General features: G+C 60.9%; 19 protein-coding genes. 15 read left to right on the forward strand and 4 right to left on the reverse strand.

Going from position 1 to position 25,040, the window contains the following annotated elements; translation table 11 throughout:
* The first annotated feature begins 152 nt into the window (after window positions 1-152).
* The 5 genes from smc to def are packed head-to-tail and all read left to right on the forward strand — an operon-like array spanning window position 153 to window position 8,655.
* Window positions 153-3,680, forward strand: coding sequence for a chromosome segregation protein SMC (gene smc / locus FG13_RS02630; RefSeq protein WP_035818136.1), 3,528 nt, complete (start codon window positions 153-155; stop codon window positions 3,678-3,680).
* Window positions 3,677-4,840 carry a cell division protein ZipA C-terminal FtsZ-binding domain-containing protein gene (locus FG13_RS02635; RefSeq protein ID WP_035818140.1) on the forward strand — a complete coding sequence of 388 codons (1,164 nt, stop codon included), beginning with the start codon at window positions 3,677-3,679 and terminating at the stop codon, window positions 4,838-4,840. Before smc ends, FG13_RS02635 begins: the two co-directional genes overlap by 4 nt.
* A 14-nt stretch (window positions 4,841-4,854) precedes the next feature.
* Window positions 4,855-7,203 carry an NAD-dependent DNA ligase LigA gene (gene ligA / locus FG13_RS02640; protein ID WP_051958402.1) on the forward strand — a complete coding sequence of 783 codons (2,349 nt, stop codon included), beginning with the start codon at window positions 4,855-4,857 and terminating at the stop codon, window positions 7,201-7,203.
* 25 nt (window positions 7,204-7,228) lie between these two features.
* Window positions 7,229-8,122, forward strand: coding sequence for a UTP--glucose-1-phosphate uridylyltransferase GalU (gene galU, locus FG13_RS02645; RefSeq protein ID WP_035818146.1), 894 nt, complete (start codon window positions 7,229-7,231; stop codon window positions 8,120-8,122).
* Window positions 8,119-8,655, forward strand: a complete 537-nt coding sequence (def, locus tag FG13_RS02650; RefSeq protein WP_034752265.1) for a peptide deformylase — start codon at window positions 8,119-8,121, stop codon at window positions 8,653-8,655. Before galU ends, def begins: the two co-directional genes overlap by 4 nt.
* A gap of 87 nt (window positions 8,656-8,742) precedes the next feature.
* Here the strand turns inward: def and FG13_RS02655 are convergent, their stop codons facing one another.
* The 4 genes from FG13_RS02655 to map all read right to left on the reverse strand — a co-directional run bounded on the left by FG13_RS02655 (window position 8,743) and on the right by map (window position 13,847).
* Window positions 8,743-9,507 (reverse strand): flagellar brake protein, encoded by a 765-nt coding sequence (locus FG13_RS02655; protein WP_081922391.1) that lies wholly within the window; start codon window positions 9,505-9,507, stop codon window positions 8,743-8,745.
* Window positions 9,508-9,641: 134 nt separating this feature from the next.
* Window positions 9,642-10,391: a pseudouridine synthase gene (locus tag FG13_RS02660; RefSeq protein ID WP_035818148.1), complete on the reverse strand. Its 750-nt coding sequence runs from the start codon at window positions 10,389-10,391 to the stop codon at window positions 9,642-9,644.
* 40 nt (window positions 10,392-10,431) lie between these two features.
* Window positions 10,432-12,999, reverse strand: coding sequence for a [protein-PII] uridylyltransferase (locus FG13_RS02665; protein ID WP_035818149.1), 2,568 nt, complete (start codon window positions 12,997-12,999; stop codon window positions 10,432-10,434).
* Window positions 13,000-13,034: 35 nt separating this feature from the next.
* Window positions 13,035-13,847: a type I methionyl aminopeptidase gene (gene map, locus FG13_RS02670; protein ID WP_035826955.1), complete on the reverse strand. Its 813-nt coding sequence runs from the start codon at window positions 13,845-13,847 to the stop codon at window positions 13,035-13,037.
* Between the two features lie 390 nt (window positions 13,848-14,237).
* Here map and rpsB point away from each other — a divergent pair, with 390 nt between their 5' ends.
* From rpsB to FG13_RS02720, 10 genes are all read left to right on the forward strand, one after another.
* Window positions 14,238-14,990, forward strand: a complete 753-nt coding sequence (gene rpsB / locus FG13_RS02675; protein WP_010397614.1) for a 30S ribosomal protein S2 — start codon at window positions 14,238-14,240, stop codon at window positions 14,988-14,990.
* 158 nt (window positions 14,991-15,148) lie between these two features.
* A complete protein-coding gene (gene tsf, locus FG13_RS02680; RefSeq protein ID WP_034752260.1) occupies window positions 15,149-16,060 on the forward strand; it encodes a translation elongation factor Ts in 912 nt (303 codons plus the stop codon).
* Between the two features lie 148 nt (window positions 16,061-16,208).
* On the forward strand, window positions 16,209-16,925 hold the full coding sequence (gene pyrH, locus FG13_RS02685) for a UMP kinase (RefSeq protein ID WP_035818156.1): 717 nt from the start codon (window positions 16,209-16,211) through the stop codon (window positions 16,923-16,925).
* A 177-nt stretch (window positions 16,926-17,102) separates the two neighbouring features.
* Window positions 17,103-17,663 (forward strand): ribosome recycling factor, encoded by a 561-nt coding sequence (frr, locus tag FG13_RS02690; protein ID WP_034784152.1) that lies wholly within the window; start codon window positions 17,103-17,105, stop codon window positions 17,661-17,663.
* Between the two features lie 98 nt (window positions 17,664-17,761).
* Window positions 17,762-18,529 (forward strand): polyprenyl diphosphate synthase, encoded by a 768-nt coding sequence (gene uppS, locus FG13_RS02695; RefSeq protein WP_035818158.1) that lies wholly within the window; start codon window positions 17,762-17,764, stop codon window positions 18,527-18,529.
* Window positions 18,529-19,362: a phosphatidate cytidylyltransferase gene (locus tag FG13_RS02700; RefSeq protein ID WP_035818160.1), complete on the forward strand. Its 834-nt coding sequence runs from the start codon at window positions 18,529-18,531 to the stop codon at window positions 19,360-19,362. Before uppS ends, FG13_RS02700 begins: the two co-directional genes overlap by 1 nt.
* Before the next feature lie 8 nt (window positions 19,363-19,370).
* Window positions 19,371-20,555, forward strand: a complete 1,185-nt coding sequence (gene ispC, locus FG13_RS02705; protein WP_035818161.1) for a 1-deoxy-D-xylulose-5-phosphate reductoisomerase — start codon at window positions 19,371-19,373, stop codon at window positions 20,553-20,555.
* Window positions 20,552-21,913 carry an RIP metalloprotease RseP gene (rseP, locus tag FG13_RS02710; protein WP_035818163.1) on the forward strand — a complete coding sequence of 454 codons (1,362 nt, stop codon included), beginning with the start codon at window positions 20,552-20,554 and terminating at the stop codon, window positions 21,911-21,913. Before ispC ends, rseP begins: the two co-directional genes overlap by 4 nt.
* A gap of 83 nt (window positions 21,914-21,996) precedes the next feature.
* Window positions 21,997-24,333 carry an outer membrane protein assembly factor BamA gene (bamA, locus tag FG13_RS02715; protein WP_035818165.1) on the forward strand — a complete coding sequence of 779 codons (2,337 nt, stop codon included), beginning with the start codon at window positions 21,997-21,999 and terminating at the stop codon, window positions 24,331-24,333.
* A 51-nt stretch (window positions 24,334-24,384) separates the two neighbouring features.
* Complete coding sequence (locus FG13_RS02720; RefSeq protein WP_051958405.1) at window positions 24,385-24,903, forward strand: OmpH family outer membrane protein; 519 nt, start codon at window positions 24,385-24,387, stop codon at window positions 24,901-24,903.
* The last annotated feature ends 137 nt before the right edge of the window (window positions 24,904-25,040 follow it).

Raw genomic sequence — 25,040 nt, forward strand, 5'->3', positions numbered from 1 at the left:
CTGCTGTTTTTGGCCAGAAAAGCATCAGGAAATGGTATGATGAACCACTTTTTTGCGGTGAGTGGCCAAGCCTCCATCGTGCACCTGAACTGAGTATGAACCGGGTTCACCCATAATATAACCGCCAGCATAGGCCAGGAACTCTAAAACACGTGCGTCTCTCTTCCATCAAGTTGTCGGGATTTAAGTCTTTCGTCGATCCCACCAATTTTCAGGTGCCAGGCCAGCTCGTGGGCGTGGTCGGGCCGAATGGCTGCGGCAAGTCGAACATCATCGACGCCGTGCGCTGGGTGCTGGGCGAATCGAAAGCATCGGAATTGCGCGGCGAATCGATGCAGGACGTCATTTTCAATGGCTCCACCCACCGCAAGCCGGCCGGGCGCGCTTCCGTGGAACTGGTGTTCGACAATAACGATGGCAAGGCGTCCGGCCAATGGGGCCAGTACGCCGAGATCGCCGTTAAGCGCACCCTGACGCGCGACGGCACCTCCACCTATTACATCAATGGCCAGCCCGTGCGCCGGCGCGACATCCAGGATATTTTCCTCGGCACCGGCCTCGGCCCGCGCGCCTACGCCATCATCGGCCAGGGCATGATTTCGCGCATCATCGAATCGCGCCCCGAAGAATTGCGCGTCTTCCTCGAAGAAGCGGCCGGTGTCTCCAAATACAAGGAACGCCGCCGCGAGACGGAAAACCGCCTGCAGGACACGCGCGAGAATTTGCTGCGCGTGGAGGACATCTTGCGCGAACTTAACGCCAACCTGGAAAAGCTCGAAGCGCAGGCGGCCGTGGCCACGCGTTTCCACGCCTTGCAGGCGGACCAGGAAGAAAAGCAGAAACTCTTGTGGCTGCTGCGCAAGAACGAGGCGCAAAACGAGCAGACGCGCTATTTCCGCGAAGTGGAACAGGCGCAAACGGACCTGGAAGAACAGACGGCCAAGCTGCGCAACGTGGAACTGACCCTGGAGCAGATGCGCCAGGCGCACTTTGCCGTTGGCGACCGTTTGCATACGGCGCAGGGTCACCTGTACCAGACGAATGCGGAAATCGGCAGCCTGGAAGCGCAGATCAAGTTCGTCATCGAATCGCGCGCCCGCCTGCAGGCGCAGCTGGCGACCCTGACGGCCCAGCGCGACCAGTGGAACAGCCAAGGCGGCGAATACCAGGAACAGATCGAAGAGGCGGAATTCCACCTCGAAGAACTGGCCGCGAAGGTGGAGCAATCGCAAATGATGGCCGAGCAGAAGGGCGAGCAATTGCCCGAGCTCGACGCCGCCTGGCGCGCCGCGCAAAACAAGAGCACGGAATCGCGTGCCCGCATCATGCAGGCCCAGCAGCAGCTGGAACTGGAGTCGGCGCACCAGCGCAACGCCTCGAACATCCTGGCCAGCCTGTTGACGCGCCGCGAGCGCCTGCAGCAGGAAAAGAACAGCCTGAGTTTGCCCGACAGCAGCCACCTGGAAAACCTGAAACTGCAGCTGGAAGAAAAGCAGCAGACGCTGGAAGAGCAGGGTTTTTACCTGGAAGAAGCGCTGGAGCAGCAACCGAAGCTGGAGCAGGAGCGGGCCGAGGCGCAGGCGCAGGTAAATGCCGAAACGGCTGCCAACGCCCAGCTGGAAGCGCGTCTTTCCGCTTTGAAACAACTGCAGGAACGGGTGCAGACGCAGGGCAAGGTCCAGCCGTGGCTGAAAAAGCACGAGCTCGACACCTTGCCGCGCCTGTGGCAAAAGCTGCAGATCGAAGCGGGCTGGGAAGCGGCCATGGAATCGATCTTGCGCGAACGCACGTCGGCCTTGCAATTGTCGAACATCGACTGGGCCAAGGCCTTCTTTGTCGACGCGCCACCGGCCAAGCTGGCCCTGTACGCGCCTTCCACCGTGGCGCCGTTGCCGCAGCCGGAAGTGCCGGGCCTGAAGCCTTTCCTGAATTTGCTCAAACTCAACGATCCAGGTCTGCGTGGCTTGCTGCAGGATTGGCTGCACAACGCCTACGCCGTGGAAGACGCGGCCGAAGCGCTGGCCGAACGCAGCAAATTGCCGCTGGGCGGCTATTTCGTCACGCGCGCGGGCCATGTGGTCACGGCCACCAGCGTGCGCTTCTATGCGGCCGATTCGGAGCAGGAAGGCATGCTGGGCCGCCAGCAGGAAATCGAGAATATCGGCAAACAGTTGCGCGCCCAGCAATTGCTGGCCGAAGAGGCGCGCGCCCGTTCCGTGCGGGCCGACGCGGCCGTGGCTACCCTGACGCGCAACCTGTCCGACTTGAGCTTGCGCATACAGCAGCTCACTTCTTCCGTGCATACCCTGCAGCTCGACGTGGTGAAACTGTCGGAAGTGGAAGCGCGTTTTAATCAGCGCAGCACGCAGATCGGGGCGGACCTGGCGGAAATCGCCGCGCAGGAAGCGGAGCAGATGCAGACCAAGCTGGAATCGGAAGAAAAATTCGAACAGCTGGACATGGAGCTGGGCAACTTGCAGGAAGCGCACGAAGACGGCCATACGGACTTCCTGCAGAAGGAACAGCGTCTGGCCGAAGCGCGCGAAGCCTTGCGCGACCTGGAACGCGCCGCCAAAGATACGGAATACGCGGAAAAAGCCCACCGCGCGAAGATCGAGGAATTGCGCCGCAACATCGCCACGGCCAGTACGCAGGCCCAGCAAGTGACGGCCAGCCTGCAGGCTGGCGAACTCGAGCTGGCCAACCTGGAAAGCGGCGCGGCCGCCGACGGCTTGCAGGATCTGTTAGAACGCCGCACGACGCAGGAGCGGGCGCTGGCCGACGCGCGCCACGAACTCGATCAAATTACGCAGCAGCTGCGCTTGTCCGAAGATGCGCGCACGCAATCGGAACGCAGCTTGCAGCCGCAGCGCGACAAGATCATGGAAATGCAGCTCAAGGAACAGGCCGCGCGCCTGAACCAGGAGCAATTCGCCCAGCAATTGCTGGAGTCGGGCGCCGACGAGGCTGCGTTGACGGAAAAGTTGCACCCGGACATGCGTCCATCGTATCTGCAGGGCGAAGTCACGCGTTTGACGAACGCCATCACGGGCCTGGGCGCCGTCAACCTGGCCGCGCTGGACGAGCTGGCGCAGGCGTCCGAGCGCAAAAATTTCCTCGACGCCCAGAATGCCGACCTGACGGAAGCGATCAATACCCTGGAAGATGCGATCCACAAGATCGACAAGGAAACGCGCGACTTGTTGCAAGACACGTTCGACAAGGTCAATCATCACTTTTCCGAGCTGTTCCCGATTCTGTTCGGCGGCGGCCAGGCGAAACTGACCATGACGGGCGACGAGATTCTCGATTCCGGTGTACAAGTCATGGCGCAGCCTCCCGGCAAGAAAAATGCCACCATCCACCTGTTGTCCGGTGGAGAGAAGGCGCTGACCGCGACCGCATTGGTGTTTTCCATGTTCCGCCTGAATCCGGCGCCGTTCTGCCTGCTCGACGAAGTCGATGCACCGCTGGACGATTCGAACACGGAACGCTTCTGCCGCATGGTCAAGCGCATGTCCGACCAGACCCAATTCCTTTTCATTTCGCATAACAAGATTGCGATGGAAATGGCCCATCAATTGATCGGTGTGACGATGCAGGAGCAGGGCGTATCGCGCATCGTGGCGGTGGACATGGAGTCCGCCGCAAATTTTGCAACCGAGGCACAAGCAGCATGACAGACCTTCAAATTACCTTGTTCGGCGCCGGCGGCGTCTTTATCGTCGGCGTTTTCTCGTACAACAAATGGCAGGAATACAAGGCCAAGAAAAGCGTGGAACGGGCCTTTTCCACCGACCATGATGACGTGCTGATGCGCGAGGGCGACGCCCCTGCCGTGGAAGCCCAGGAACCCGTGCTGCGCCAGGAGCCGCGCTTCGACGCCGCGCCCGCCGCCAAGGCCGAACCGTCGTTTGGCGCGCCGCCAGCAACCGTGGTGCCGGACGCGCCCGTGCACGCGGAACCGTCGCTGGCCGATGCTGATCCCGCACCCGCCACCCCGGCCGCGCCGGCGCAGCAGGAAGTCAGCGCCGCCAGCGAACAGGCGACCAGCCTGGTCGACCCGCTCATCGATTGCCTGCTGCCTTTGTCGCTGGAAGCGCCCGTGCGCGGCGACAAGATCCTGCCCGTGCTGCAAACCCTGCGCCTGGTGGGCAACAAGCCCGTCCACTTCATCGGTTTGCACGTGAACGGCGACTGGGAACCGATCACGCATGGCGGTGTCTACACCAAGATGCAGGGCGGCGTGCAGCTGGCCAGCCGCAGCACGGCCTTGAATGAACTCGAATACTCGGAACTGGTCACGCGCCTGCGCGGCGTGGCTGACGAGATCGGCGCCGAGCCGGAAGTGCCGGACATGATGGAAGTGATGGCCGAAGCGCGCAATCTGCACCGCTTCGTTGCCGGTCACGATGCCCAGCTGGGCGTGAACCTGCACACGAATGGCGCCCCATGGGCCATTTCCACCTTGCTGTTCGCGCTGGAAAAGCAGGGCTTCGACGTGCGTCCGGACGGCCGTTTCGTCATGCCGGACGGCGACGGCGGCTATCTGTTCTCGCTGTCGACGAATGTCACCTTGGCCGAGGAAACGACGCCGCGCCTGACCCTGCTGCTGGACGTGCCCTGCGTGGCGCCCGCGCGCGACGGTTTTGGCGCCATGGTCGCTTGCGCGAAGGCACTGGTGGGCCGCCTCGACGCGACCATCGTCGACGATTACAACCAGGCCCTGTCCGATGTGGCGCTGGCCGAGATCGCCGGCCAGGTGCAAGAGTTTTACCAGGAAATGGACGCGGCCGACATTCCGGCCGGTTCCACCCGCGCCCTGCGTTTATTTAGCTGAAGAATCCCGCAACAATGACTGATCCGATCAACCAGGACGCCGCCCAGCGCGTCCTGGCACTCACGGCCGAACTCAATCGGCATCTGCACGCCTACCACGTGCTCGACAATCCCACCATTCCCGACGCCGAGTACGACAAGCTGTTCGTCGAACTGCAAACGCTGGAAACGGCCCATCCCGACTTGCGCACGCCCGATTCGCCCACCTTGCGCGTGGGGGCGGCACCGCTGCCGCAATTCGAGCAAGTCACGCACACGGTGCCGATGTTGTCGCTGAATAATGGTTTCTCCGACGACGATATCGTCAATTTCGACCGCCGCGTACGTGAAGGCCTGGGCTTCGACGCGCAGGACGTCGCGTATGCGGCCGAAGTGAAATTCGACGGCCTGGCCATCAACCTGCGCTATGAAAACGGCCTGTTCGTGCAGGCGGCCACGCGCGGCGACGGCGCCACGGGCGAGGACGTGACGGCCAATATCCGCACCATTTCCGGCATCCCTTTGCGCCTGCATGGCGACAAGATTCCCGCACTGCTCGACGTACGCGGCGAAGTCATGATGTTCAAGGGCGATTTTGCCCGCCTGAACGAACGCCAGCGCGAGGCGGGGCAGAAGGAATTCGCCAACCCGCGCAATGCGGCCGCCGGCAGCCTGCGCCAGCTCGATTCGCGCATCACGGCGCAGCGCAAGCTGCGTTTCTATGCCTACGGCATCGGCGCCCTCGATGGCGCCGCCATGCCGGCCTCGCATTCGGCCTTGCTGGACTGGTACGAAACCCTGGGCATCCCCGTGTCAAAAGAGCGCAAGGTGGTGCAGGGCGCGCAGGGCTTGCTTGCCTACTACGCCGATATCGGCGCGCGCCGTCCCGCCTTGCCGTATGAAATCGACGGCGTGGTCTACAAGGTGAATGCGACGGAAGACCAGCAGGAGCTGGGCTTTGTGTCGCGCGCGCCGCGCTTTGCGCTGGCGCACAAATTCCCCGCCGAAGAGGCGCTGACGCAAGTGCTGGGCATCGATATCCAGGTGGGACGCACGGGCGCCATGACGCCCGTGGCGCGCCTGGCGCCCGTATCAGTCGGCGGCGTGACGGTGACGAACGCCACCTTGCACAATGAAGGAGAGGTTCAGCGCAAGGATATTCGGATTGGCGACACGGTCATCGTGCGCCGCGCAGGCGATGTCATACCTGAGGTGCTGGCGATGGTGCCCGACAAGCGTCCGGAAGGAACTGTTGCCTTCGTGATGCGTGATACTTGCCCGATTTGCGGCTCGCACGTGGTGCGCGAAGAGGGCGAGGCGATTGCCCGCTGCTCGGGTGGCCTGTTCTGCTCGGCGCAGCGCAAGGAAGCGTTCCGCCATTTCGCGGGACGGCGCATGATGGATATCGAAGGACTGGGGGAACGTTATATCGATACCCTGGTCGAACTGGAATACGTGCATGGCCTCGCTGACCTGTACAGCCTGACCCTGGATAAATTGCTGGAAATGAAAGTGCGCGCCGACGAGCGCGATGGTTCGACGCCAGAGACAGTGCAACAGGGCAAGATTCCCACCAAGTGGGCGGAAAACCTGCTGGCCGGCATCGAGGCGAGCAAGCGCCCGCCGCTCGAGCGTTTCCTGTTCGCGCTGGGCATCCGCCACGTGGGCGAATCGACGGCCAAGACCCTGGCCGAGTGGCTCGGTAGCCTGGCGTATGTGCGCAAAGCGCCGGCGGCTTTGCTGCGCGTGCTGCCCGACATCGGCGGCACGGTGGCCGAATCGATTGCCGACTTCTTTGCCGAGGAAAAGAATCAGCAGGCGCTGCAGGCTTTGCTCGATGCCGGTGTCACGCCGCAAGGCGAACATGCGCCCAGCGCCAAGCTGCGCACGCAGCTCGAGGAAATCAAATTGCTGGCGGCCATCGGCATCCCGAAGCTGACGGAGCCGCGCAGCAAGCAGTTGGTGGAGCGGGGCGTGACCCTGGCCAGCCTGGCCGCGCAAGGCGCCAGCTTCCACGCGGGCTTGCCCGCCGCCGTGGCCGAAGCGCTGGCGCAATGGCTGGCCGATGAGAGCAATGTCAAGCTGCTGGTTCAACTGGACGCCCTGCGCAATGAATTACTGTCACAATTACCTGAAATGCCAGCCGCTGGCGGCAAGCTGGACGGCAAGACTTTCGTCCTGACGGGCACCTTGCCCAATATGAGCCGCGACGAGGCTGCGGAGCTGATCGAGGCGGCCGGTGGCAAGGTCAGCGGTTCTGTATCGAAGAAGACAGGCTATGTCGTGGCCGGTTCTGACGCTGGCAGCAAGCTGGCCAAGGCGCAGGAACTGGGCGTGGCCATCCTCGACGAGGCTGGTTTGCTGGCCCTGTTGGCGCAGGACTAACCATTCAACATACTACAAAAGACCCATGAAAAAAATCAGAAAAGCAGTCTTTCCCGTCGCCGGTCTGGGCAGCCGTTTCTTGCCCGCGACCAAGGCGCAACCGAAGGAAATGTTGCCCATCGTCGACAAACCATTGATCCAGTACGCGGTGGAAGAGGCCGTGGCGGCCGGCATCACGGAAATGATCTTCATCACGGGCCGCAACAAGCGCGCCATCGAAGACCATTTCGATACGGCTTACGAGCTCGAGTCGGAACTGGAAGCGGCCGGCAAGCGCCAGTTGCTCGACATGGTGCAAAACGTCATTCCCAAGCACATTAATTGCATTTACATCCGCCAGTCGGCGCCGCTGGGCCTGGGGCATGCCGTACTGTGCGCCCGTCCCGTGATTGGGGACGAGCCGTTTGCCGTCTTGCTGGCCGACGATTTCATGGATGTGGAAGAGGGTGTACGCCCCGTGCTGGCGCAGATGACTGATGTCTTCCAGTATGAAAATTGCTCGCTGCTGGCGGTGCAGGATGTGCCGCGCGCGGAAACCAAGCAGTACGGTATTGTCTCGGCAAAGAATTATCAGCCCGACCTGGAACTGGTCTCGGCCATCGTGGAAAAGCCTGCGCCTGAAGAGGCGCCATCGACCCTGGCCGTGGTGGGCCGTTATGTGCTGACCAGCCGTATCTTTAGCCACCTGGAAAATATCGGCACGGGCGCCGGCGGCGAAATCCAGTTGACGGACGGCATTGCCGCCCTGATGCGCGAAGAGCGCGTGCTGGCTTACCGCTATCAGGGGCAGCGTTATGATTGCGGCTCCAAGCTTGGCTACTTGAAGGCAACGACGGCGATGGGCATGAAACACCCTGAAACGGGCGCGGCCTTCCGCAGCTACCTGCAAGAACTGCAATCGGCACTGGACGCAAAATGACCGTACGTGAAATTCTCAAAATGGGCGATCCGCGCCTGCTGCGCATGGCCGAGCCCGTGCGTGAATTCGATACGCCCGAACTGCATGCCCTGATCGCCGACATGTTCGACACCATGCATGCGGCCAATGGCGCGGGCCTGGCGGCGCCGCAGATCGGCGTCAACCTGCAGCTGGTGATCTACGGCTTCAAACAGAACCTGCGCTATCCTGACGCGCCGCAAGTGCCGGAAACCGTGCTGATCAACCCTGTGCTGACGCCTTTGTCGGAACGCAAGGAAGAGGGTTTTGAAGGCTGCCTGTCCGTGCCCGGCCTGCGCGGCAGCGTGCCGCGCTGGAGCGAGCTGCACTACGAAGGCGTGGACCAGTTCGGCCAGCCCATCAGCCGCGACTGCGACGGCTTCCATGCGCGCGTGGTGCAGCATGAGGTGGACCACTTGCACGGTATTTTGTATCCGATGCGTATCGTCGACTTCACGCAGTTCGGCTATACCGAAGTCATGTTCCCCGATCTCGATCCAAACGACGACGACTAGGCGCCCGATACTTGTCGACGATAAAACAATGGCCGCGCAGCATGAGCTGGGCGGCCATTTTTTATGCGTGAAGCAAACCTGGCGAACCTAGCGCACCTTGCGGCTGCTGCCCAGGTCATCGAGCAGCACTTTCAATTCATCCTGCATGGCATCCGTCAGGTTCAGGAAGCGGCAGCCGATCTGCACTTGCTCGCCCAGCAGGAAAGAGCGGAAGGTGCGCGACAGGCGGATTTCCAGGTCGGCGATCATGACCTTGTTCGGTCCCAGTTCCAGGCGCACGCGCGACAGCTTGCGCCCCACGTACAGGCCGATCGTGTCGCGCGGATGGGCGCGCATGCCGATGCCGCCGGCCGAAAAATCATACAGCTGCAATTCATACGGACGACCTTCGAGCACGAAGGCGGCCAGGTAGTACACGCCCAGCGGGGTTTCCAGGCGCGTCGATTCGCGCCGTTCCAGCACCAGGCAATGACTGGGGAAGTTGGTCAGATACACGTTCGGCCGCTCGGGATACGCTTGCCATTCGCCATTGATGGTAAATTGCAGCTTGGCGCTTTGCACCCACGATACAAATGTGGCGCCGCCTTCGGGCAGGGTGGCGCCTTCATTGAGTTCCAGCACGAATTGCGGCAAGTCATCGTCGACGGACAAAATGCGCGCCATGATGACGTCTTCGCCGCCCGTCGGGTAGATGGAAATGGCGTCGCCGTTGTCAGCCAGGCTGCACAGGGTTTCGCCGATATCCCACGGATCGCTCATATGGTGCGGCTTGGTGCCTGGCGCCATCGGCTCGGCCACGTCAGCCAGGCTGGGCGCGCCCTTGCGCAGGGGATTGGGAATGGGATCGTTCACGACAGCGTATCTCTTTTGTTCTGATGGGGAATAGTGTATAGGTTTAAGGCAATATTTACTAAGTAAATCACAATAATTGATTTTATATCACTATATTCCTGTTGCTTATGTGGCCTGGCATGCCAGGCGGGCGCTTAGAATTGCTCGTCAGCGCTCAGGTAACGCCATTGGCCCGCCGGCAAGTCGCCCAGCTTGACCTTGCCGATGCGCACGCGTTTCAATCCCAGCACTTTCAGGCCCACGGCTTCGCACATGCGGCGGATCTGGCGTTTCTTGCCTTCGCGCAGGGTAAAGCTCAGCTGGTCTTCATTTTGCCAGCGCACCTTGGCCGGCAGCAGCGGCTTGCCGTCGAGCCACAGGCCGTGGTTGAGCTTTTTCAGTTCGCTGTCGGGCAGCGTGCCGCCCTTGGTGTAGCTCACGCGCACCAGGTATTCCTTGTCGATATCGGTATCGTGGCCGATCAGTTGCTTGGCCACGCGCCCATCCTGCGTCAGGACCAGCAAGCCGACGGAATCGATGTCCAGGCGGCCGGCCGCCACCAGGCTGCGCAGCTGGGTCGGGTGGAACTGTTCCGGGCTGCGGTCTTCCGCCCAGCGGTTTTCCGCCTTGATCAGGGCTACGGCGGGTGTGTAGCCATCTTCGGCCTGGCCGCTGACGTAACCGACGGGTTTGTTGATCAGCACGGTGACGCGCTTCGATTGCTCGGCTGCCGCCTGGCGTTCCACGGTGACTTTCTGGCTCGGGTAGACCTTGCTGCCCAGCTCGGACACCACCTTGCCGTCCACACGGACCCAGCCGCGTGCGATCCATTCATCGGCTTCGCGGCGGGAGGACAGGCCCAGTTCGGACATGCGTTTGGACAAGCGTAATAATTCTTCGGTCATGTTGTTTCAGTTTCAGTAAGGTAGGCGCTGCGCGGAAAGTCTACACTTTCAGCGCATCGAGTAAATCGGTTTCCAGCAATATCTGGTTGCGGGCATTGTTCAGCGCGGGGCCGTCGACGAGGAAGACGTCTTCGACCCGCTCGCCCAGGGTCATGATCTTGGCCGTGTGCAAGTTGATGCGGTACTTGGTCAGCACGTTGGCGATCGCATACAGCAAGCCCGTGCGGTCGTTGGCCGCCACCGACAGTAAATAATATTGACCCTTTTCGTCGGGCCGCAAATCCACGGTCGGCTGGAAGGGGAAGGTGCGCGACAGGCGCGACAGCCGTCCCTTGCCCGGCGGCGGCAGCGGCGTTTGCGACTGCAGCAGCTCGCCCAGCTCATGCTCGATCAGGCTGATGATGTCGCGGTAGCTCTTGGCGAAGTTCTGCTCGGTGACAAGGAAGGTGTCGAGCGCATAGCCGTTTTTCGTCGTGTGGATCTTCGCGTCGAGGATGCTGAAATTCTTGCGGTCGAAATAGCTGCAGATGCGCGCGAACAGGTCGGGCTGGTCGGGAATGTACACGGCCACCTGCAAGCCTTCGCCGATGGGCGCCAGCCGGCATTTTACCACCGGCAACTTGCTGTCGAGTTTGTCATACAGCGAGCGCGTCTGCCAGGCGATGTCGGAGGCGTCGTGGCGCAGGAAATACGCCACATCCAGCTGCTGCCACAGTTTCAGATGGGCATCGGGCGGCAAACCGTACAGGCGCAGGGTGGCCAGCGCTTCCTGCTGGCGGTTTTTGAGCTCGCGGTCGGCCGTGTGCGGCTCGCCGCCCAGCACGCGCAAGGTGATCTTGTACAGGTCTTCCAGCAGCTTGCCCTTCCAGGCGTTCCACACTTTCGGGCTGGTGCCGCGGATGTCGGCCACCGTCAGCAGGTACAGGCCTGTCAGGTGGCGCTCGTCCTTGACCACTTTCGCAAAGGCCTGGACGACGTCGGGATCGGACAGATCCTGCTTTTGCGCCACTTGCGACATGGTCAAATGATTTTCCACCAGGAATGCCACCAGTTCCGTGTCTTCTTCCGACAGACCGTGGTCATGGCAGAACTGGGTGGCGTCGGCCACGCCCAGCTTCGAGTGGTCGCCGCCGCGGCCCTTGGCGATGTCGTGGAACAGGGCTGCCACGTACAGCAGCCACGACTGCGAGAAATCGGCCATCAGCTGACTGCAGAACGGGTATTCGTGCGCGTGTTCGCTCATGGTGAAGCGGCGCATGTTGCGCACCACCATCAAAATGTGCTGGTCGACCGTGTACACGTGGAACAGGTCGTGCTGCATCTGGCCCACGATGCGGCGGAAATTCGGCAGGTAGCGCCCCAGGATGCTCATCTCGTTCATGCGCCGCAGCGCATGGATGATGCCGACCGGGGCTTGCATGATGCGCAGGAAGAGGGCGCGGTTGACGGGATCCTGGCGGAAGGCGGCGTCGATCTTGAAGCGCGCGTGCCACAGGGCCCGCGTGGCGCGCGAGGTCATGCCCTTCAGGGCCGGGCGTTCCGTCATCAGCACGAAGACTTCCAGCATGGCCGATGGGTATTGTTCGAAGGTATCGTCGGCGCTGATGTCGATCAGGCTGTTGACTTCATTGAAGCGCTCGTTGATGGGCACGGCCACGTCGTCTTGCGGAAACAGCCGTGCCTCGATGTTTTGCAGCAAAATCGTGTTGAGCTGGGTCACCGTCTTGGCGGCCCAGTAGTAGCGCTGCATCAGGAATTCGCTGGCGCGGCGCATGTGCGGCCCGCTGCCCGTCGCTTGCAGGCCCAGCGATTCGGCGATCGCCGTCTGCACGTCGAACACGAGGCGGTCTTCGCGCCGTCCCGCGTGCAGGTGCAGGCGCACGCGAATATCCTTGAAGGCGCGCTCCTTTTCCATCAACTGGCGCGCTTCCGTCAGGGTGATCAGGCCGCCCGTGGCCAGGGTGCGCCACGAGTTGGCCAGGCCGGCCGCCTTGGCCACCCACAAAATCACTTGCAAGTCGCGCAGGCCGCCCGGGCTTTCCTTGCAATTCGGTTCCAGGCTGAAGGCTGTGTCTTCGTATTTTGCGTGTCTCTGGCGCATTTCCGCCGTTTTTGCCTGAAAGAACGCTTGCGGGTCCATGGCCGCGTCGTAGCGCTGCTGCAACTGCGCGAACAGGTCCGCGTTGCCGCACACGAGGCGCGCTTCGAGCAAGCTTGTTTGCACCGTGATGTCGGCCTTCGATTCGATCAAACACTCATCGACCGTGCGGATGCTGTGGCCGATTTCCAGGCCCAGGTCCCACAGCAGTTGCACCAGTTCCTCGAGCTTTTCCTGCGTGGCGGCATCGGGCGCCTGTTGCAGCAGGATCAGCAGGTCGACGTCGGAATACGGAAACAGTTCGCCGCGGCCATAGCCGCCCACGCCCACCAGGGCCGTGCCTGGCGGCAAGCCCGCTTCCTGCCAGGCACGCGCCAGCACGCCATCGACGCTGTGGCGCAGGCTGCGCAGCAGTTTTTCAGGCTTGCCGTCGGCCTGGAAGGCCGCAATGACGACCTGGCGGTCGGCTTTCAGTTGCTGTTTCAGCTGTTCCCGAACTTGCTTTTTCATCTGGGCCCTGGGGTGGCGGTGCGTGGGATGGAGAATCAGGCTTTGTTCAGGATCAAGGCGGGTGGCGGCGGCATGCCGGGTGAGACGGTCAGCACTTCATAGCCCGTTTCCGTCACCAGCACCGTGTGTTCCCATTGCGCCGACAGGCTGCGGTCCTTGGTTTTGATGGTCCAGCCGTCGTTCATTTCGCGGATTTCGCGGCGGCCCGAGTTGATCATCGGCTCGACCGTGAAAATCATGCCCGCTTCCAGGCGCTCCAGGGTGCCTGGTTTGCCGTAATGCAGCACTTGCGGCTCTTCATGGAAGACCTTGCCGATGCCGTGGCCGCAGAATTCGCGCACCACGCTGTAGCCGGCCTTTTCAGCATGCTGCTGGATGGCGTGGCCGATATCGCCCAGGTGGGCGCCAGGCTTGATCTGGTCGATGCCCAGCCACATGCATTCATAGGTGATTTCCGACAGGCGCTTGGCCAGGATGGTGGGCGTGCCGACGAGGAACATGCGGCTGTTGTCGCCGTGGTAGCCATCCTTGATGACGGTGATGTCGAGGTTGACGGAGTCGCCGCTCTTGAGGACCTTGTCGCCGGGAATGCCGTGGCAGATGACGTCGTTGACGGAGGTGCAGATGGCTTTCGGGTAGGGCGTGTAGCCAGGAGGACAGTAGTTCAGCGGGGCAGGGATGGTGCCTTGCACGTTGACCATGTATTCGTGGCACAGGCGGTCCAGTTCGCCCGTCGTGACGCCGACCTTGACGAAAGGCGTGATGTAATCGAGTACTTCGGCGCCGAGCTTGCCGGCAACGCGCATGCCTTCGATGTCGGCGGCGGTATTGATACGGATGGTGGACATGGTGTAATTCGCAATCTGCAAGATGTTCGGGTGAAAAGCACAGACGAATCTCAGCGTATGAGGAAAAGTCTGCAAATATGTCGAAATTATAAACGAGGCGCCCGGCATCCGCCGCCTCCATCCTATGGCTGGCAGGTGATTTTTGCGGGAAAACCGATGGTCGATAAGCCTTGCACCAGTGTGGTGCAAGGCTTGCCGTCGCTGCGCGCGCGATTTGCGGCGTGGGCTTGATGAAATGGGCATTTCAGTGTAGAATCCCGGGTTGCTTGAATTCTCTTTTAAGCAGTGCAGTAAAACAGTGTCTTTAATTTATATAAACACGCGAATCCGGTCGACAAGGGTGCCTGTATGGTGACTGATCGGATTCCAGACCCAACCCTGGAGTTAATAATGTCCGTAACAATGCGCGAAATGCTGGAAGCCGGTGTCCACTTTGGTCACCAAACCCGTTTTTGGAATCCAAAAATGGCACCGTTCATCTTCGGCCATCGCAACAAGATCCACATCATCAACCTGGAAAAAACCATGGCGATGTACCAGGACGCAATGAAGCACGTGCGTCAACTGGCTGCAAACCGTGGCACCATCCTGATGGTTGGCACCAAGCGTCAAGCTCGCGAAATCATCGCTGCTGAAGCACAACGCGCTGGCGTGCCTTTCGTTGATCAACGTTGGTTGGGCGGCATGCTGACCAACTTCAAAACGATCAAAACCTCGATCAAGCGTCTGAAAGACATGGAAGTGATGATCGAAGACGGTTCGATCGAGAAGCTGTCGAAAAAAGAAGCGCTGATGTTCTCCCGCGAAATGATCAAGCTGCAAAAATCGATCGGCGGCATCAAGGACATGGGCGGCATTCCTGACGCAATCTTCGTTGTGGACGTCGGCTACCACAAAGGTGCGATCACCGAAGCAGCTAAACTGGGTATCCCGGTCATCGGCGTTGTCGATACCAACCACTCCCCAGAAGGCGTGAACTTCGTGATCCCAGGTAACGATGACTCCTCGAAAGCCATCATGTTGTACGCTCGCGGTGTTGCTGATGCAATCATCGAAGGCCGTGCAGCTGCCGGTAACGAAGTTGTTGAAATGGTTAAAGCAGCCGCTGGCGACGAATTCGTCGAAGTTAACGAACAGGCTTAATGGCCAGGCTATCGCAAGATAGCCGTTTGTAAGCACAGCAGTAAGGGAAAAGGGGTGGCAGCAGCTCCCCCTTTTTTTTAACAAAAAAACGATAGTGACCGCTGGCGAGGCATGCATGCCCGGCCGCGACTATCGACTCACCGAATCAGGAGAAACACATGGCAGCGATTACAGCAGCGATGGTAGGCGAATTGCGCGGCAAAACCGACGCACCAATGATGGAATGCAAAAAAGCACTGACCGAAGCCGAAGGCGACATGGCTCGTGCGGAAGAGATCCTGCGCGTCAAGCTGGGCGGCAAGGCATCGAAAGCATCGGCACGCATCACCGCTGAAGGCGTCGTGGCAACCTACATCGCCAACGGCGTAGGCGCCCTGGTCGAAGTGAACTCGGAAACCGACTTCGTTGCGAAAAACGACGATTTCCTGGCACTGGCCAACAACGCTGCCCGTCTGGTAGCGGAACACAATCCGGCTGACGTAGCTGCCCTGCTGGCCCTGCCACTCGATGGCAAGACCCTGGAAGACGTGCGCGCTGCCCTGATCGGCAAAATCGGCGAAAACATGACCATCCGCCGCTTCCAGCGTTTCGAAACCAGCGCCAAGCTGGCTTCGTACCTGCACGGTTCGCGCATTGGCGTGATCGTCGAATTCGACGGCGCCGATGAGCAAGTGGGCAAAGACGTGGCCATGCACATCGCTGCCATGAAGCCAGTGTCGCTGTCGTCGAACGAAGTTCCAGCGGAACTGATCGAAAAAGAGCGTTCGGTTGCACAACTGAAAGCCGAAGAAGACGCAGCCAAAGCGGCCGCCGAAGGCAAGCCAGCGCAATCGCCGGAAATCCTGGCCAAGCGCCTGGAAGGTTCCGTACAGAAGTTCCTGAAAGAAGTTTCCCTGCTGAACCAAGCTTTCGTGAAAAACGACAAGCTGTCGGTTGAGCAAATGCTGAAGGCGGCTAACACCAGCGTCAAAGGTTTCGCCATGTACGTAGTGGGTGAGGGCATCGAGAAGAAGCAAGACGACTTCGCAGCAGAAGTCGCAGCACAGATGGCTGCCTCCCAGGGAGCGTAAGTAAAGCGGGCCGAGAGGCCCGTTTTTTTGGCCCGCCCGCACCTGTCGTGCCGGGCGGCGGCATGGGCAGCTTCCTCCCGCCTATCCGGCGCTGCAAGGCGCTGCGCTATGTCATACTCGAATAACCTCATTTATGGAGCCCCAGCTCATGTCAAAACCAGCCTACAAGCGCGTCCTCCTCAAGTTGTCCGGCGAAGCCCTGATGGGCGATGATCCCTACGGCATCAACCGCGCCACGATCGAGCGCATGGTGGCCGATGTGGCCGAGGTGGCGAAGTTGGGTGTGGAACTGGCAATCGTGATTGGCGGCGGCAATATTTTCCGCGGCGTCGCGCCTGGCGCGCAAGGCATGGACCGTGCCACCGCCGACTACATGGGCATGCTTGCCACCGTGATGAATGCCCTGGCCCTGGCCGATGCCATGCGCCACGTCGGCATTACCGCGCGCGTCATGTCGGCCATCGGCATCGAGCAAGTGGTCGAGCCGTACGTCCGCCCGAAAGCCCTGCAATACCTGGAAGAAGGTAAAGTGGTGGTCTTCGCCGCCGGCACCGGCAATCCGTTCTTCACCACCGACACGGCAGCTGCCCTGCGCGGTGCCGAGATCAGCGCCGAGATCGTCCTGAAGGCCACCAAGGTCGACGGCGTCTACACGGCCGATCCTCAGAAGGATCCGAACGCCACCCTGTTCCACACGATTACGTTCGACGACGCCATCGCCAAGCACCTGCAAGTGATGGATGCCACGGCATTCGCCCTGTGCCGCGACCAGAAACTGCCAATCAAAGTGTTTTCGATCACCAAGCCAGGCGCGCTGATGCGCGTCATCATGGGCGAAGATGAAGGCACGCTGGTTCACGTATAGAAATAAGGAGCACCGAGAAACCGTCCATGGCTGCGTTGCAGCGCCTCGCCGTACATTCGTACTGTCTTCGGCGCTGCGCCTTGCCCTGAACGGTTTTCGGCCCTCCCGACTGCGCGAACATTTACACTGCAGTGAATAATTGTAATACCCATTTATTATCAAGATATAGGAGGGCGTATGTCCTTAGCTGACGTTAAAAAGAACACCCAGGAACGCATGACGAAGTCGCTGGAAACACTGCGGGCCGACCTGGCCAAAGTGCGTACCGGCCGCGCCCATACGGGTATCCTGGACCACGTGATGGTCGATTACTACGGTTCGCCGACGGCGCTGACCCAGGTCGCCAACGTGACCCTGATCGACGCGCGCACCATCGGTGTGCAGCCGTACGAAAAGAAGATGGCCAACACCATCGAAAAAGCCATCCGCGATGCCGACCTGGGCCTGAACCCGTCGGCACAGGGCGACCTGATCCGCGTTCCGACGCCGCCGCTGACGGAAGAGCGCCGCAAGGAAATGGTCAAGCTGGTCAAGAGCGAAGCGGAAGACGCGAAGATTGCCGTGCGTAACATTCGCCGCGATGCGAACGAGTCGCTGAAGAAACTGGTCAAGGAAAAAGCCTGCTCCGAGGACGATGAGCGCCGCTCGTCGGAAGAAGTGCAGAAGCTGACGGACAAGTTTATCGCCGACATCGACAAGATGGTCGTCGACAAAGAAAAAGAAGTGCTGACGGTCTAGTTTTCAGTCCTTCGACACTGCCCGGAAAAGCATGGCTTTTCCGGGCAGTGCTATTTGGCGCATAATAGCTATCTTTTATTTTTGGTATTCTTGTTTTCATGATCTATTCGAGTTCGACAACGGCAGTACCTGAGGTCGGTACGGTGCCGCGCCATGTGGCAATCATTATGGATGGCAATGGTCGCTGGGCAACCAAACGCTTCCTGCCCCGCGTGGCCGGCCACGTCAAGGGCGCCGACGCCGTGCGCGGCATCGTCGAGACTTGCCTCGAACGCGGTGTCGAGTACCTGACCCTGTTTGCCTTCAGTTCTGAAAACTGGCGCCGCCCGGAAGAAGAGGTGTCGATGCTGATGCGCCTGTTCGTCACCATGCTGGAACGCGAAGTGGTCAAGATGCATGCCAATGATATCCGCCTGAAGGTGGTGGGCGACCTGTCGCGCTTCAATGAGCAGTTGCAAACCCTGATCGCCAATGCGGAGCGCAAGACGGCGAACAACACGCGTCTGACGGTGTCCATCTGCGCCAATTACGGCGGCCGCTGGGACATCATGCAGGCAGTCAACAAAATGACGGCCGAGGCGGCAGCCAATGGCCAGCCCGCCGCGCACGCTTACACGGAAGAGCAACTGGCGCCGCACCTGGCCATGGCCTACGCGCCCGAGCCCGACCTGTTCATCCGCACGGGCGGCGAGCAGCGCATTTCCAATTTCCTCCTGTGGCAACTGGCGTACACTGAGTTGTTTTTCACCGAGACTTTCTGGCCCGACTTCAATGACGAGTGCCTCGACGCGGCAATCGCGTCTTACCAGCAGCGCGAACGGCGCTTTGGCCGTACCAGCGCGCAATTAACTGAAAAGACAAACTGATGCTGAAAACACGGATAATCACCGCCCTGGTCTTGTTGGCGGTCTTGCTGCCGGTTCTGTATCTGAATTATTTCCCCGCCTTCGCCGTGATCGCCACGGCGTTCTTCGGCGCCGCCATCTGGGAAAGCTTCCGCATCTTCAAAAATCGCCAGGCGCTGCTGATTGCCGCCATCTGGACCGCCGCCTTCGCATATACGTTTTTTGTCGGCAACGGCATGGCGCAGCTCAATTTCTGGTTCGCCCTGTGCGTGGCCATCTGGCTGATCCGCTTCGTGCCTTCGCTGGCGACGGGCTTGCCGCCCACCGAAGGCCTGGGCAATACCTTGCTCAGCCTGGTGTACCCGGTGACCATCGTCGGCTGTTTTGTTGCCATCATCGCCCTGTTCCTGCATAGCCCCTTGTTCCTGCTGTCCGTCATGGCCCTCGTGTGGATCGCCGATATCGGCGCTTACTTCTCGGGCAAGGCTTTCGGCAAGCGCAAGCTGGCGCCAAGTATTTCCCCAGGTAAATCCTGGGAAGGCGCCATCGGCGGCGGCATCGCCGTGCTCGTCATCTCCGCCATCACCATCATGGCCGCGCCATCGCTGCCAGTCTTGCAAGACACCTTTGCCGTGCAGCTGCAATTGCGCCGCGGCTGGCTGGTGGCCTTGCTGGTACTGCTGCTGATCGTCGCCGCCAGCATCGTCGGCGACCTGTTCGAATCCCAATTGAAGCGCCGCGCCGGCATCAAGGACAGCAGCAACCTGCTGCCTGGCCATGGCGGCGTACTCGACCGTATCGATGCCTTGATCCCGGTCCTGCCATTTGCCGCCCTCGTGGCCAGCTGGCTTTAAGGAAACTCATGCAATACATCACCATCCTTGGCGCGACCGGTTCGATCGGCGTGTCCACCCTGGACGTGCTCGCGCGTCATCCGGAGCAATACAGCGTGTATGCGCTAAGCGCACACAGCCGTGTGGCCGAACTGGCCGCCCAGTGCCTGCAATTCCGTCCCCAGCGCGCCGTCGTCGGCACGGCGGATGCCGCCCTTGAACTGACGCGCTTGCTGCGCGGGCAGGGCGTCGATACGCAGGTCGAGTACGGCGTGGACGCCCTGTGCGCCATCGCCAGCGCGCCGCAAGTGACGGGCGTGATGGCGGCCATCGTCGGCGCGGCCGGCCTGGCGCCCACCTTGGCGGCAGCGCGTGCTGGCAAGAAAGTATTGTTGGCCAATAAAGAAGCGCTGGTGATGTCCGGCCAGCTGTTCATCGATGCCGTGCACGACAACGGCGCCGTGCTGCTGCCGATCGACAGCGAACACAACGCTATTTTCCAATGCATGCCGCACGCCCATGGCCGCGCACCGGGCGCCGCCGGCGTGGCGAAAATCGTGCTCACCGCTTCCGGCGGGCCCTTCCTCACGCGCGACGTCGAGACGCTCGACGCGGTCACGCCGGACCAGGCCTGCAAGCATCCGACCTGGGCCATGGGACGCAAGATTTCCGTCGATTCGGCCACCATGATGAACAAGGGCCTGGAAGTGATCGAGGCGCACTGGCTGTTCGGCGCGCCGGCCGAGCAGATCGAAGTGCTGATCCACCCGCAAAGCGTGATCCATTCGATGGTGTCGTACATCGACGGTTCCGTGCTGGCCCAGCTGGGCAATCCGGACATGCGCACGCCGATCGCGCACGCGCTGGCGTATCCGCGGCGCATCGCTTCCGGCGTGGCGCAACTGGACCTGGCGCAAGTGGCGACCCTGCAGTTCGAGCGTCCCGATTTCCGCCGTTTCCCTTGCCTGGCGCTGGCGTTCGACGCCTTGCGCGCGGGCGGCACGGCGCCGGCCCTGCTGAACGCGGCCAATGAAGTGGCCGTGCAAGCGTTTCTTGACGAACAGATCGGTTTCCGCCAGATCGACCGGGTCATCGCGCACGTGATCGAGACGGTGCCGCACGGCGCCGCGTCCAGCATCGAAGCCGTGATGGAGCAGGACCGCCTGGCCCGAGCGGCCGCGCAAGCGTACATCGCCCAAAGGCTGGCCGCATGACCTTGATTACCACCTTGCTGGCGTTCATCGTTGCGCTGGGTTCGCTGATCACTCTGCACGAGCTGGGGCATTACCTGGTGGCGCGCTGGTGCGGCGTCAAAGTGCTGCGTTTCTCGATCGGCATGGGAAAAGTGGTGTACTCGCGCAAGTTTGGCAAGGACCAGACGGAGTGGGCGATTTCCGCGCTGCCGCTGGGCGGCTATGTGAGCATGCTCGACAGCCGCGCGCAAGACCTCAGCGATTTGCCGGAAAGCGAATTGCGCCGCGAGTTCACGCGCCAGAGCGTGTGGCGCCGCATCGCCATCGTGGCCGCCGGCCCGCTGGCCAATTTCCTGGTCGCCATCGTGCTGTATGCGGGTCTGTTCATGCATGGCATCGAAGAGCCGTCGAGTAAACTCGGTCCCGTGGCCGAAGAGACGGCCGCCCATGCGGCCGGCTTGCGCAGCGGCGATACGGTTGAAGCGGTGAATGGCAAGGCCGTGGCCAGCTGGTCCGAACTGCGCTGGGAATTGATCCAGGCTACCCTCGACAAGCAGCCGGCGCGCATCGAAGTGCGCCGTCCCGACCGCGGCCAGCAGGAAGCGATCTTGCCGACGGCCAGCCTGACGGAAACGGACCTGGAAGGCGACGTGCTGGGCAAGCTGGGCCTGACCCTGGCCCGTTCCGCGCCCACCCTGATGGAAATCATGCCCGGTGGCGCCGCCGCGCGCGCCGGCCTGCAGAAAAACGACCAGATCCTGGCCATCGACGAACAGCCCGTGCACGACGTGGCGGCCGTCATCGCCACCCTGAGCCAGGCGCCGGGCAAGACCTTGCAATTGCAACTCCTGCGCCAGGGCCAGGATCTGACCCTGTCCATCACGCCGGACGCCGTGCCCGGTGCCGGGGCGGAGGGAGCTGTAACAGTTGGTAAGATACAAGCAAAGCTGGGGCAGGTGCCGGATATGATCACCGTGGCCTCCGGACCGTTCGCCGCCGTGGGCAAGGCGTCCACCAAGGTCTGGGATACCAGTGTCATGAGCCTGAAAATGCTGGGCAAAATGATCACCGGCCAGGTCTCGCTGAAGAATGTGACGGGGCCCATTACCATCGCCGATTACGCGGGCCAGACGGCGCGCATCGGCCTGGTAAGCTACCTGAGCTTCATTGCCTTCATCAGTATCAGTCTGGGCGTGATGAATTTGCTACCCATTCCTGTTCTGGATGGCGGGCATTTGCTGTATTATTCGCTGGAAGTTTTGACCGGACGCCCCTTGCCGGAGCGCGTAGGCGAGATTGCCCAGCGCCTGGGGATCGGTTTGTTGCTGACCTTGATGGTGCTTGCCGTCTTTAATGACGTGTTGCGATTGCTGAATTAGGGCGGTGGTTGATGCCATTGCGTGAGTCGCACAAGCAATCTTTTGTGTATGTTGTCCATTGATTTACCCATTGAATAACCCCAATGAAATTACATTCTGCTCGTTTTGCCTTGCCTTCCTTTCGCCGCAGCCTGATCGGCGCCGCCGTCATGGCCATCTGTTCCGGCCACGCGCTGGCCGTCCAGCCATTTACTGTCAAGGACATCCGGGTCGAAGGGATCCAGCGTACCGAAGCGGGCACCGTGTTTGCCTACCTGCCGGTGCGGGTCGGCGAAACGTTCTCCGACGAGAAGAGTATCGCCGCCATCAAGGCCCTGTATGCGACGGGCATGTTCAAGGATGTGCGCCTGGAAGCCGAGGGCGACGTGCTGGTGGTGCTGGTCGAGGAACGTCCGGCCATCGCTTCCGTGGCATTTACGGGTACCAAGGAATTTGAAAAGGATGTGCTGGTCAAGGCATTGAAGGAAATCGGCGTGGGTGAAGCCAAGATTTTCGACAAGGCGTCCGTTGACCGCGCGGAACAGGAGCTCAAGCGCCAGTACCTGTCGCATGGCCTGTATGGCGTGAAGATCACCACCACCGTCACGCCGATCGAGCGCAACCGCGTCAACGTGGTGTTCGCCGTCGACGAGGGCGACGTGGCCCGCATCAAGCAGATCAATATTGTCGGCAACAAGGCCTTCACCGACAAGGAGCTGCGCGAACAGCTGGCTTTGAACACGGGCGGCTGGTTCAGCTGGTACACCAAGGCCGATCAATATTCGAAGACCAAGCTGACGGGCGACATCGAGTCGCTCAAGTCCTACTACCTGGACCGCGGCTATATCGAGATGCAGGTCGACTCGACGCAAGTGTCGATCACGCCCGATAAAAAAGACATTTACCTGACGATCAATATCACCGAAGGTGAAAAGTACAAGATCGCCGGCACCAAGTTCGAAGGCGAGATGTTCGGCCGCGAGGAAGAACTGAAAGCCCTGAACCTGATGCGCGAAGGCGAGATCTATTCGGGCGCGCGCCTGACGGCGACGAACAAGCGCATCCAGGACCGCCTGGCCACGTTCGGCTACGCCTTTGCCAACGTCAACGCGAATCCGGAAATCAACCGCGAAAAGCATGAAGTCGGTTTCACCTTCTTCATCGATCCGGGCAAGCGCGTCTACGTGCGCCACATGAATATCGCCGGCAACACCACCACGCGCGATGAAGTCATCCGCCGTGAATTCCGCCAGTTCGAATCGTCCTGGTACGACAGCAACAAGATCAAGCTGTCGCGCGACCGTGTCGACCGCCTCGGCTACTTCAAGGACGTGACCATCGACACGCCGGAAGCGCAGGGCACGACCGACCAGGTCGACGTCAACGTGACGGTGGTGGAAAAACCAACGGGTAACTTCCTGATCGGCGGCGCGTTCTCGCAATCGGAAAAATTCACGCTGTCGGCGTCGATTTCGCAGGCCAACTTCGCCGGTAGCGGCAACACGGTCGGCATTGAACTCAATACCAGCCATTACAGCCGCACCATCGCGTTTTCGCAAACCAATCCGTACTACACGGACGATGGCATTTCGCGCAGTTTTGAAGTCTACCTGCGCACGACGGAACCGCCGGCGCTGAACATCGGCAGCTACAAGATCAAGCAAACCGGTGGCCGCGTCAGTTTCGGCGTGCCGTTCTCGGAAGTCGATACCGTCTTCTTTGGTATCGGCGGCGAGCGCTCGCGCATCGAGACCGATATCACCAGCCCGATCCGCTTCAAGCAGTACGTGGTTGACAATGGCGGCCCGTCCGACGGCATCGGTTCGGCCACGACGAACTCCATTCCGCTGACGGCGGCATGGCAGCGCGACAGCCGCGACAGCGCCTTGACGCCATCGATCGGCCGCTACCAGCGCGTCAACCTGGAGGCTGACCTGATCGGCGACCAGAAGTACTTCCGTGCCATCTACGAGCACCAGTATTTCCGTCCGCTGTTCAGCAAAGTCACCCTGGCGCTGAAGGGCGAGCTCGATTACGGCCACGGCATCGGCAAGCACGTGTATCCGGTCTTCAAGAACTTCTACGGCGGCGGCATCGGTTCGGTGCGCGGCTACCTGAGTTCCTCGCTGGGCGCGGTCGAACCGAGCACCAACGATGCCTTGGGCGGCGCTTCGCGCCTGATCGCCAACGCGGAACTGCAGATGCCATTCCCCGGTTCGGGCAATGACCGCAGCTTGCGCTGGTTCGGTTTCCTTGACGGCGGCCAGGTTTACCAGGAAGGCGAAAAAATGCGTCTGTCGCAATTGCGCTATTCTGCTGGCTTGGGCATCAGCTGGATTTCACCGGTGGGCCCGCTCAAACTGAGCTATGCCAAGCCGCTGAACGCCAAGCCGACGGACCGCCTGGAGCGCTTCCAGTTCCAGATGGGCACCGGTTTTTAACCGGCCATCTGAACCGGGGCGAGAGCTTTTACTTTTTGACCATGGAGTATCATGAACACCGCATCCGCTACCCTGCCCAAGACCCTTGCCGTGATCGCATTGTGCTGGAGTTCGCTGTTGCCGGTGCAGGCGCAGGCTCAGGAGTCGAAGATCGCCTGGATCAGCAGCGAACGTATTTATAACGAATCGAGACTGGCCAAGCTGGCCAGCGCCAAGCTGGCCGAAGAGTTCCGCTCGCGTGAAAAGGCCGTGCAGGAACTGGCCAGCCGCTTCAAGGTCGCCAACGAAGCCCTGGAAAAGGACATGCCGACCCTGAGCGAGGCGGAGCGCGCCAAGCGCCAGCGCGAGTTTTTCGAGCTGGACAAGGAGCTGCAACGCCGCCAGCGCGAGTTCCGCGAAGACCTGAGCCAGCGCACGAACGAAGAGCGCAGCGCCATCGCGGAAAAAGCCAACACCATCATCCAGCAGATGGCGCATATCGAAGGATATGACATCGTGCTGCAGGAAGCCCTGTGGGCCAGCCCGCGCATCGACATTACCGACAAGGTTTTGAAGGCGCTGGACAAGTAACAGTAACGGTTTCAAGCCTGGCAGTGCCGTAGCGAGCGGATGTGAGTTGTGGTTGAGAAGCGGAGCTGTGCTGGAGCACAGTGAGCATCGGAGACCGCAAATCGCGCCGCGCAGCAGGCATAGTCAGGCGTTTTTAT

Origin of the sequence: Janthinobacterium sp. RA13 (assembly GCF_000745325.1) — a bacterium.
Lineage (GTDB): Bacteria > Pseudomonadota > Gammaproteobacteria > Burkholderiales > Burkholderiaceae_D > Janthinobacterium > Janthinobacterium rivuli.

Coding starts and splice junctions, on each gene's coding strand:
- bamA (WP_035818165.1), top strand. CDS start 21,997: ATGAAATTACATTCTGCTCGTTTTGCCTTGCCTTCCTTTCGCCGCAGC.
- FG13_RS02665 (WP_035818149.1), bottom strand. CDS start 12,999: ATGAAAAAGCAAGTTCGGGAACAGCTGAAACAGCAACTGAAAGCCGAC.
- map (WP_035826955.1), bottom strand. CDS start 13,847: ATGTCCACCATCCGTATCAATACCGCCGCCGACATCGAAGGCATGCGC.
- galU (WP_035818146.1), top strand. CDS start 7,229: ATGAAAAAAATCAGAAAAGCAGTCTTTCCCGTCGCCGGTCTGGGCAGC.
- frr (WP_034784152.1), top strand. CDS start 17,103: ATGTCCTTAGCTGACGTTAAAAAGAACACCCAGGAACGCATGACGAAG.
- def (WP_034752265.1), top strand. CDS start 8,119: ATGACCGTACGTGAAATTCTCAAAATGGGCGATCCGCGCCTGCTGCGC.
- FG13_RS02720 (WP_051958405.1), top strand. CDS start 24,385: ATGAACACCGCATCCGCTACCCTGCCCAAGACCCTTGCCGTGATCGCA.
- rseP (WP_035818163.1), top strand. CDS start 20,552: ATGACCTTGATTACCACCTTGCTGGCGTTCATCGTTGCGCTGGGTTCG.
- ligA (WP_051958402.1), top strand. CDS start 4,855: ATGACTGATCCGATCAACCAGGACGCCGCCCAGCGCGTCCTGGCACTC.
- ispC (WP_035818161.1), top strand. CDS start 19,371: ATGCAATACATCACCATCCTTGGCGCGACCGGTTCGATCGGCGTGTCC.
- FG13_RS02660 (WP_035818148.1), bottom strand. CDS start 10,391: ATGACCGAAGAATTATTACGCTTGTCCAAACGCATGTCCGAACTGGGC.
- pyrH (WP_035818156.1), top strand. CDS start 16,209: ATGTCAAAACCAGCCTACAAGCGCGTCCTCCTCAAGTTGTCCGGCGAA.
- tsf (WP_034752260.1), top strand. CDS start 15,149: ATGGCAGCGATTACAGCAGCGATGGTAGGCGAATTGCGCGGCAAAACC.
- rpsB (WP_010397614.1), top strand. CDS start 14,238: ATGTCCGTAACAATGCGCGAAATGCTGGAAGCCGGTGTCCACTTTGGT.
- uppS (WP_035818158.1), top strand. CDS start 17,762: ATGATCTATTCGAGTTCGACAACGGCAGTACCTGAGGTCGGTACGGTG.
- FG13_RS02700 (WP_035818160.1), top strand. CDS start 18,529: ATGCTGAAAACACGGATAATCACCGCCCTGGTCTTGTTGGCGGTCTTG.
- FG13_RS02635 (WP_035818140.1), top strand. CDS start 3,677: ATGACAGACCTTCAAATTACCTTGTTCGGCGCCGGCGGCGTCTTTATC.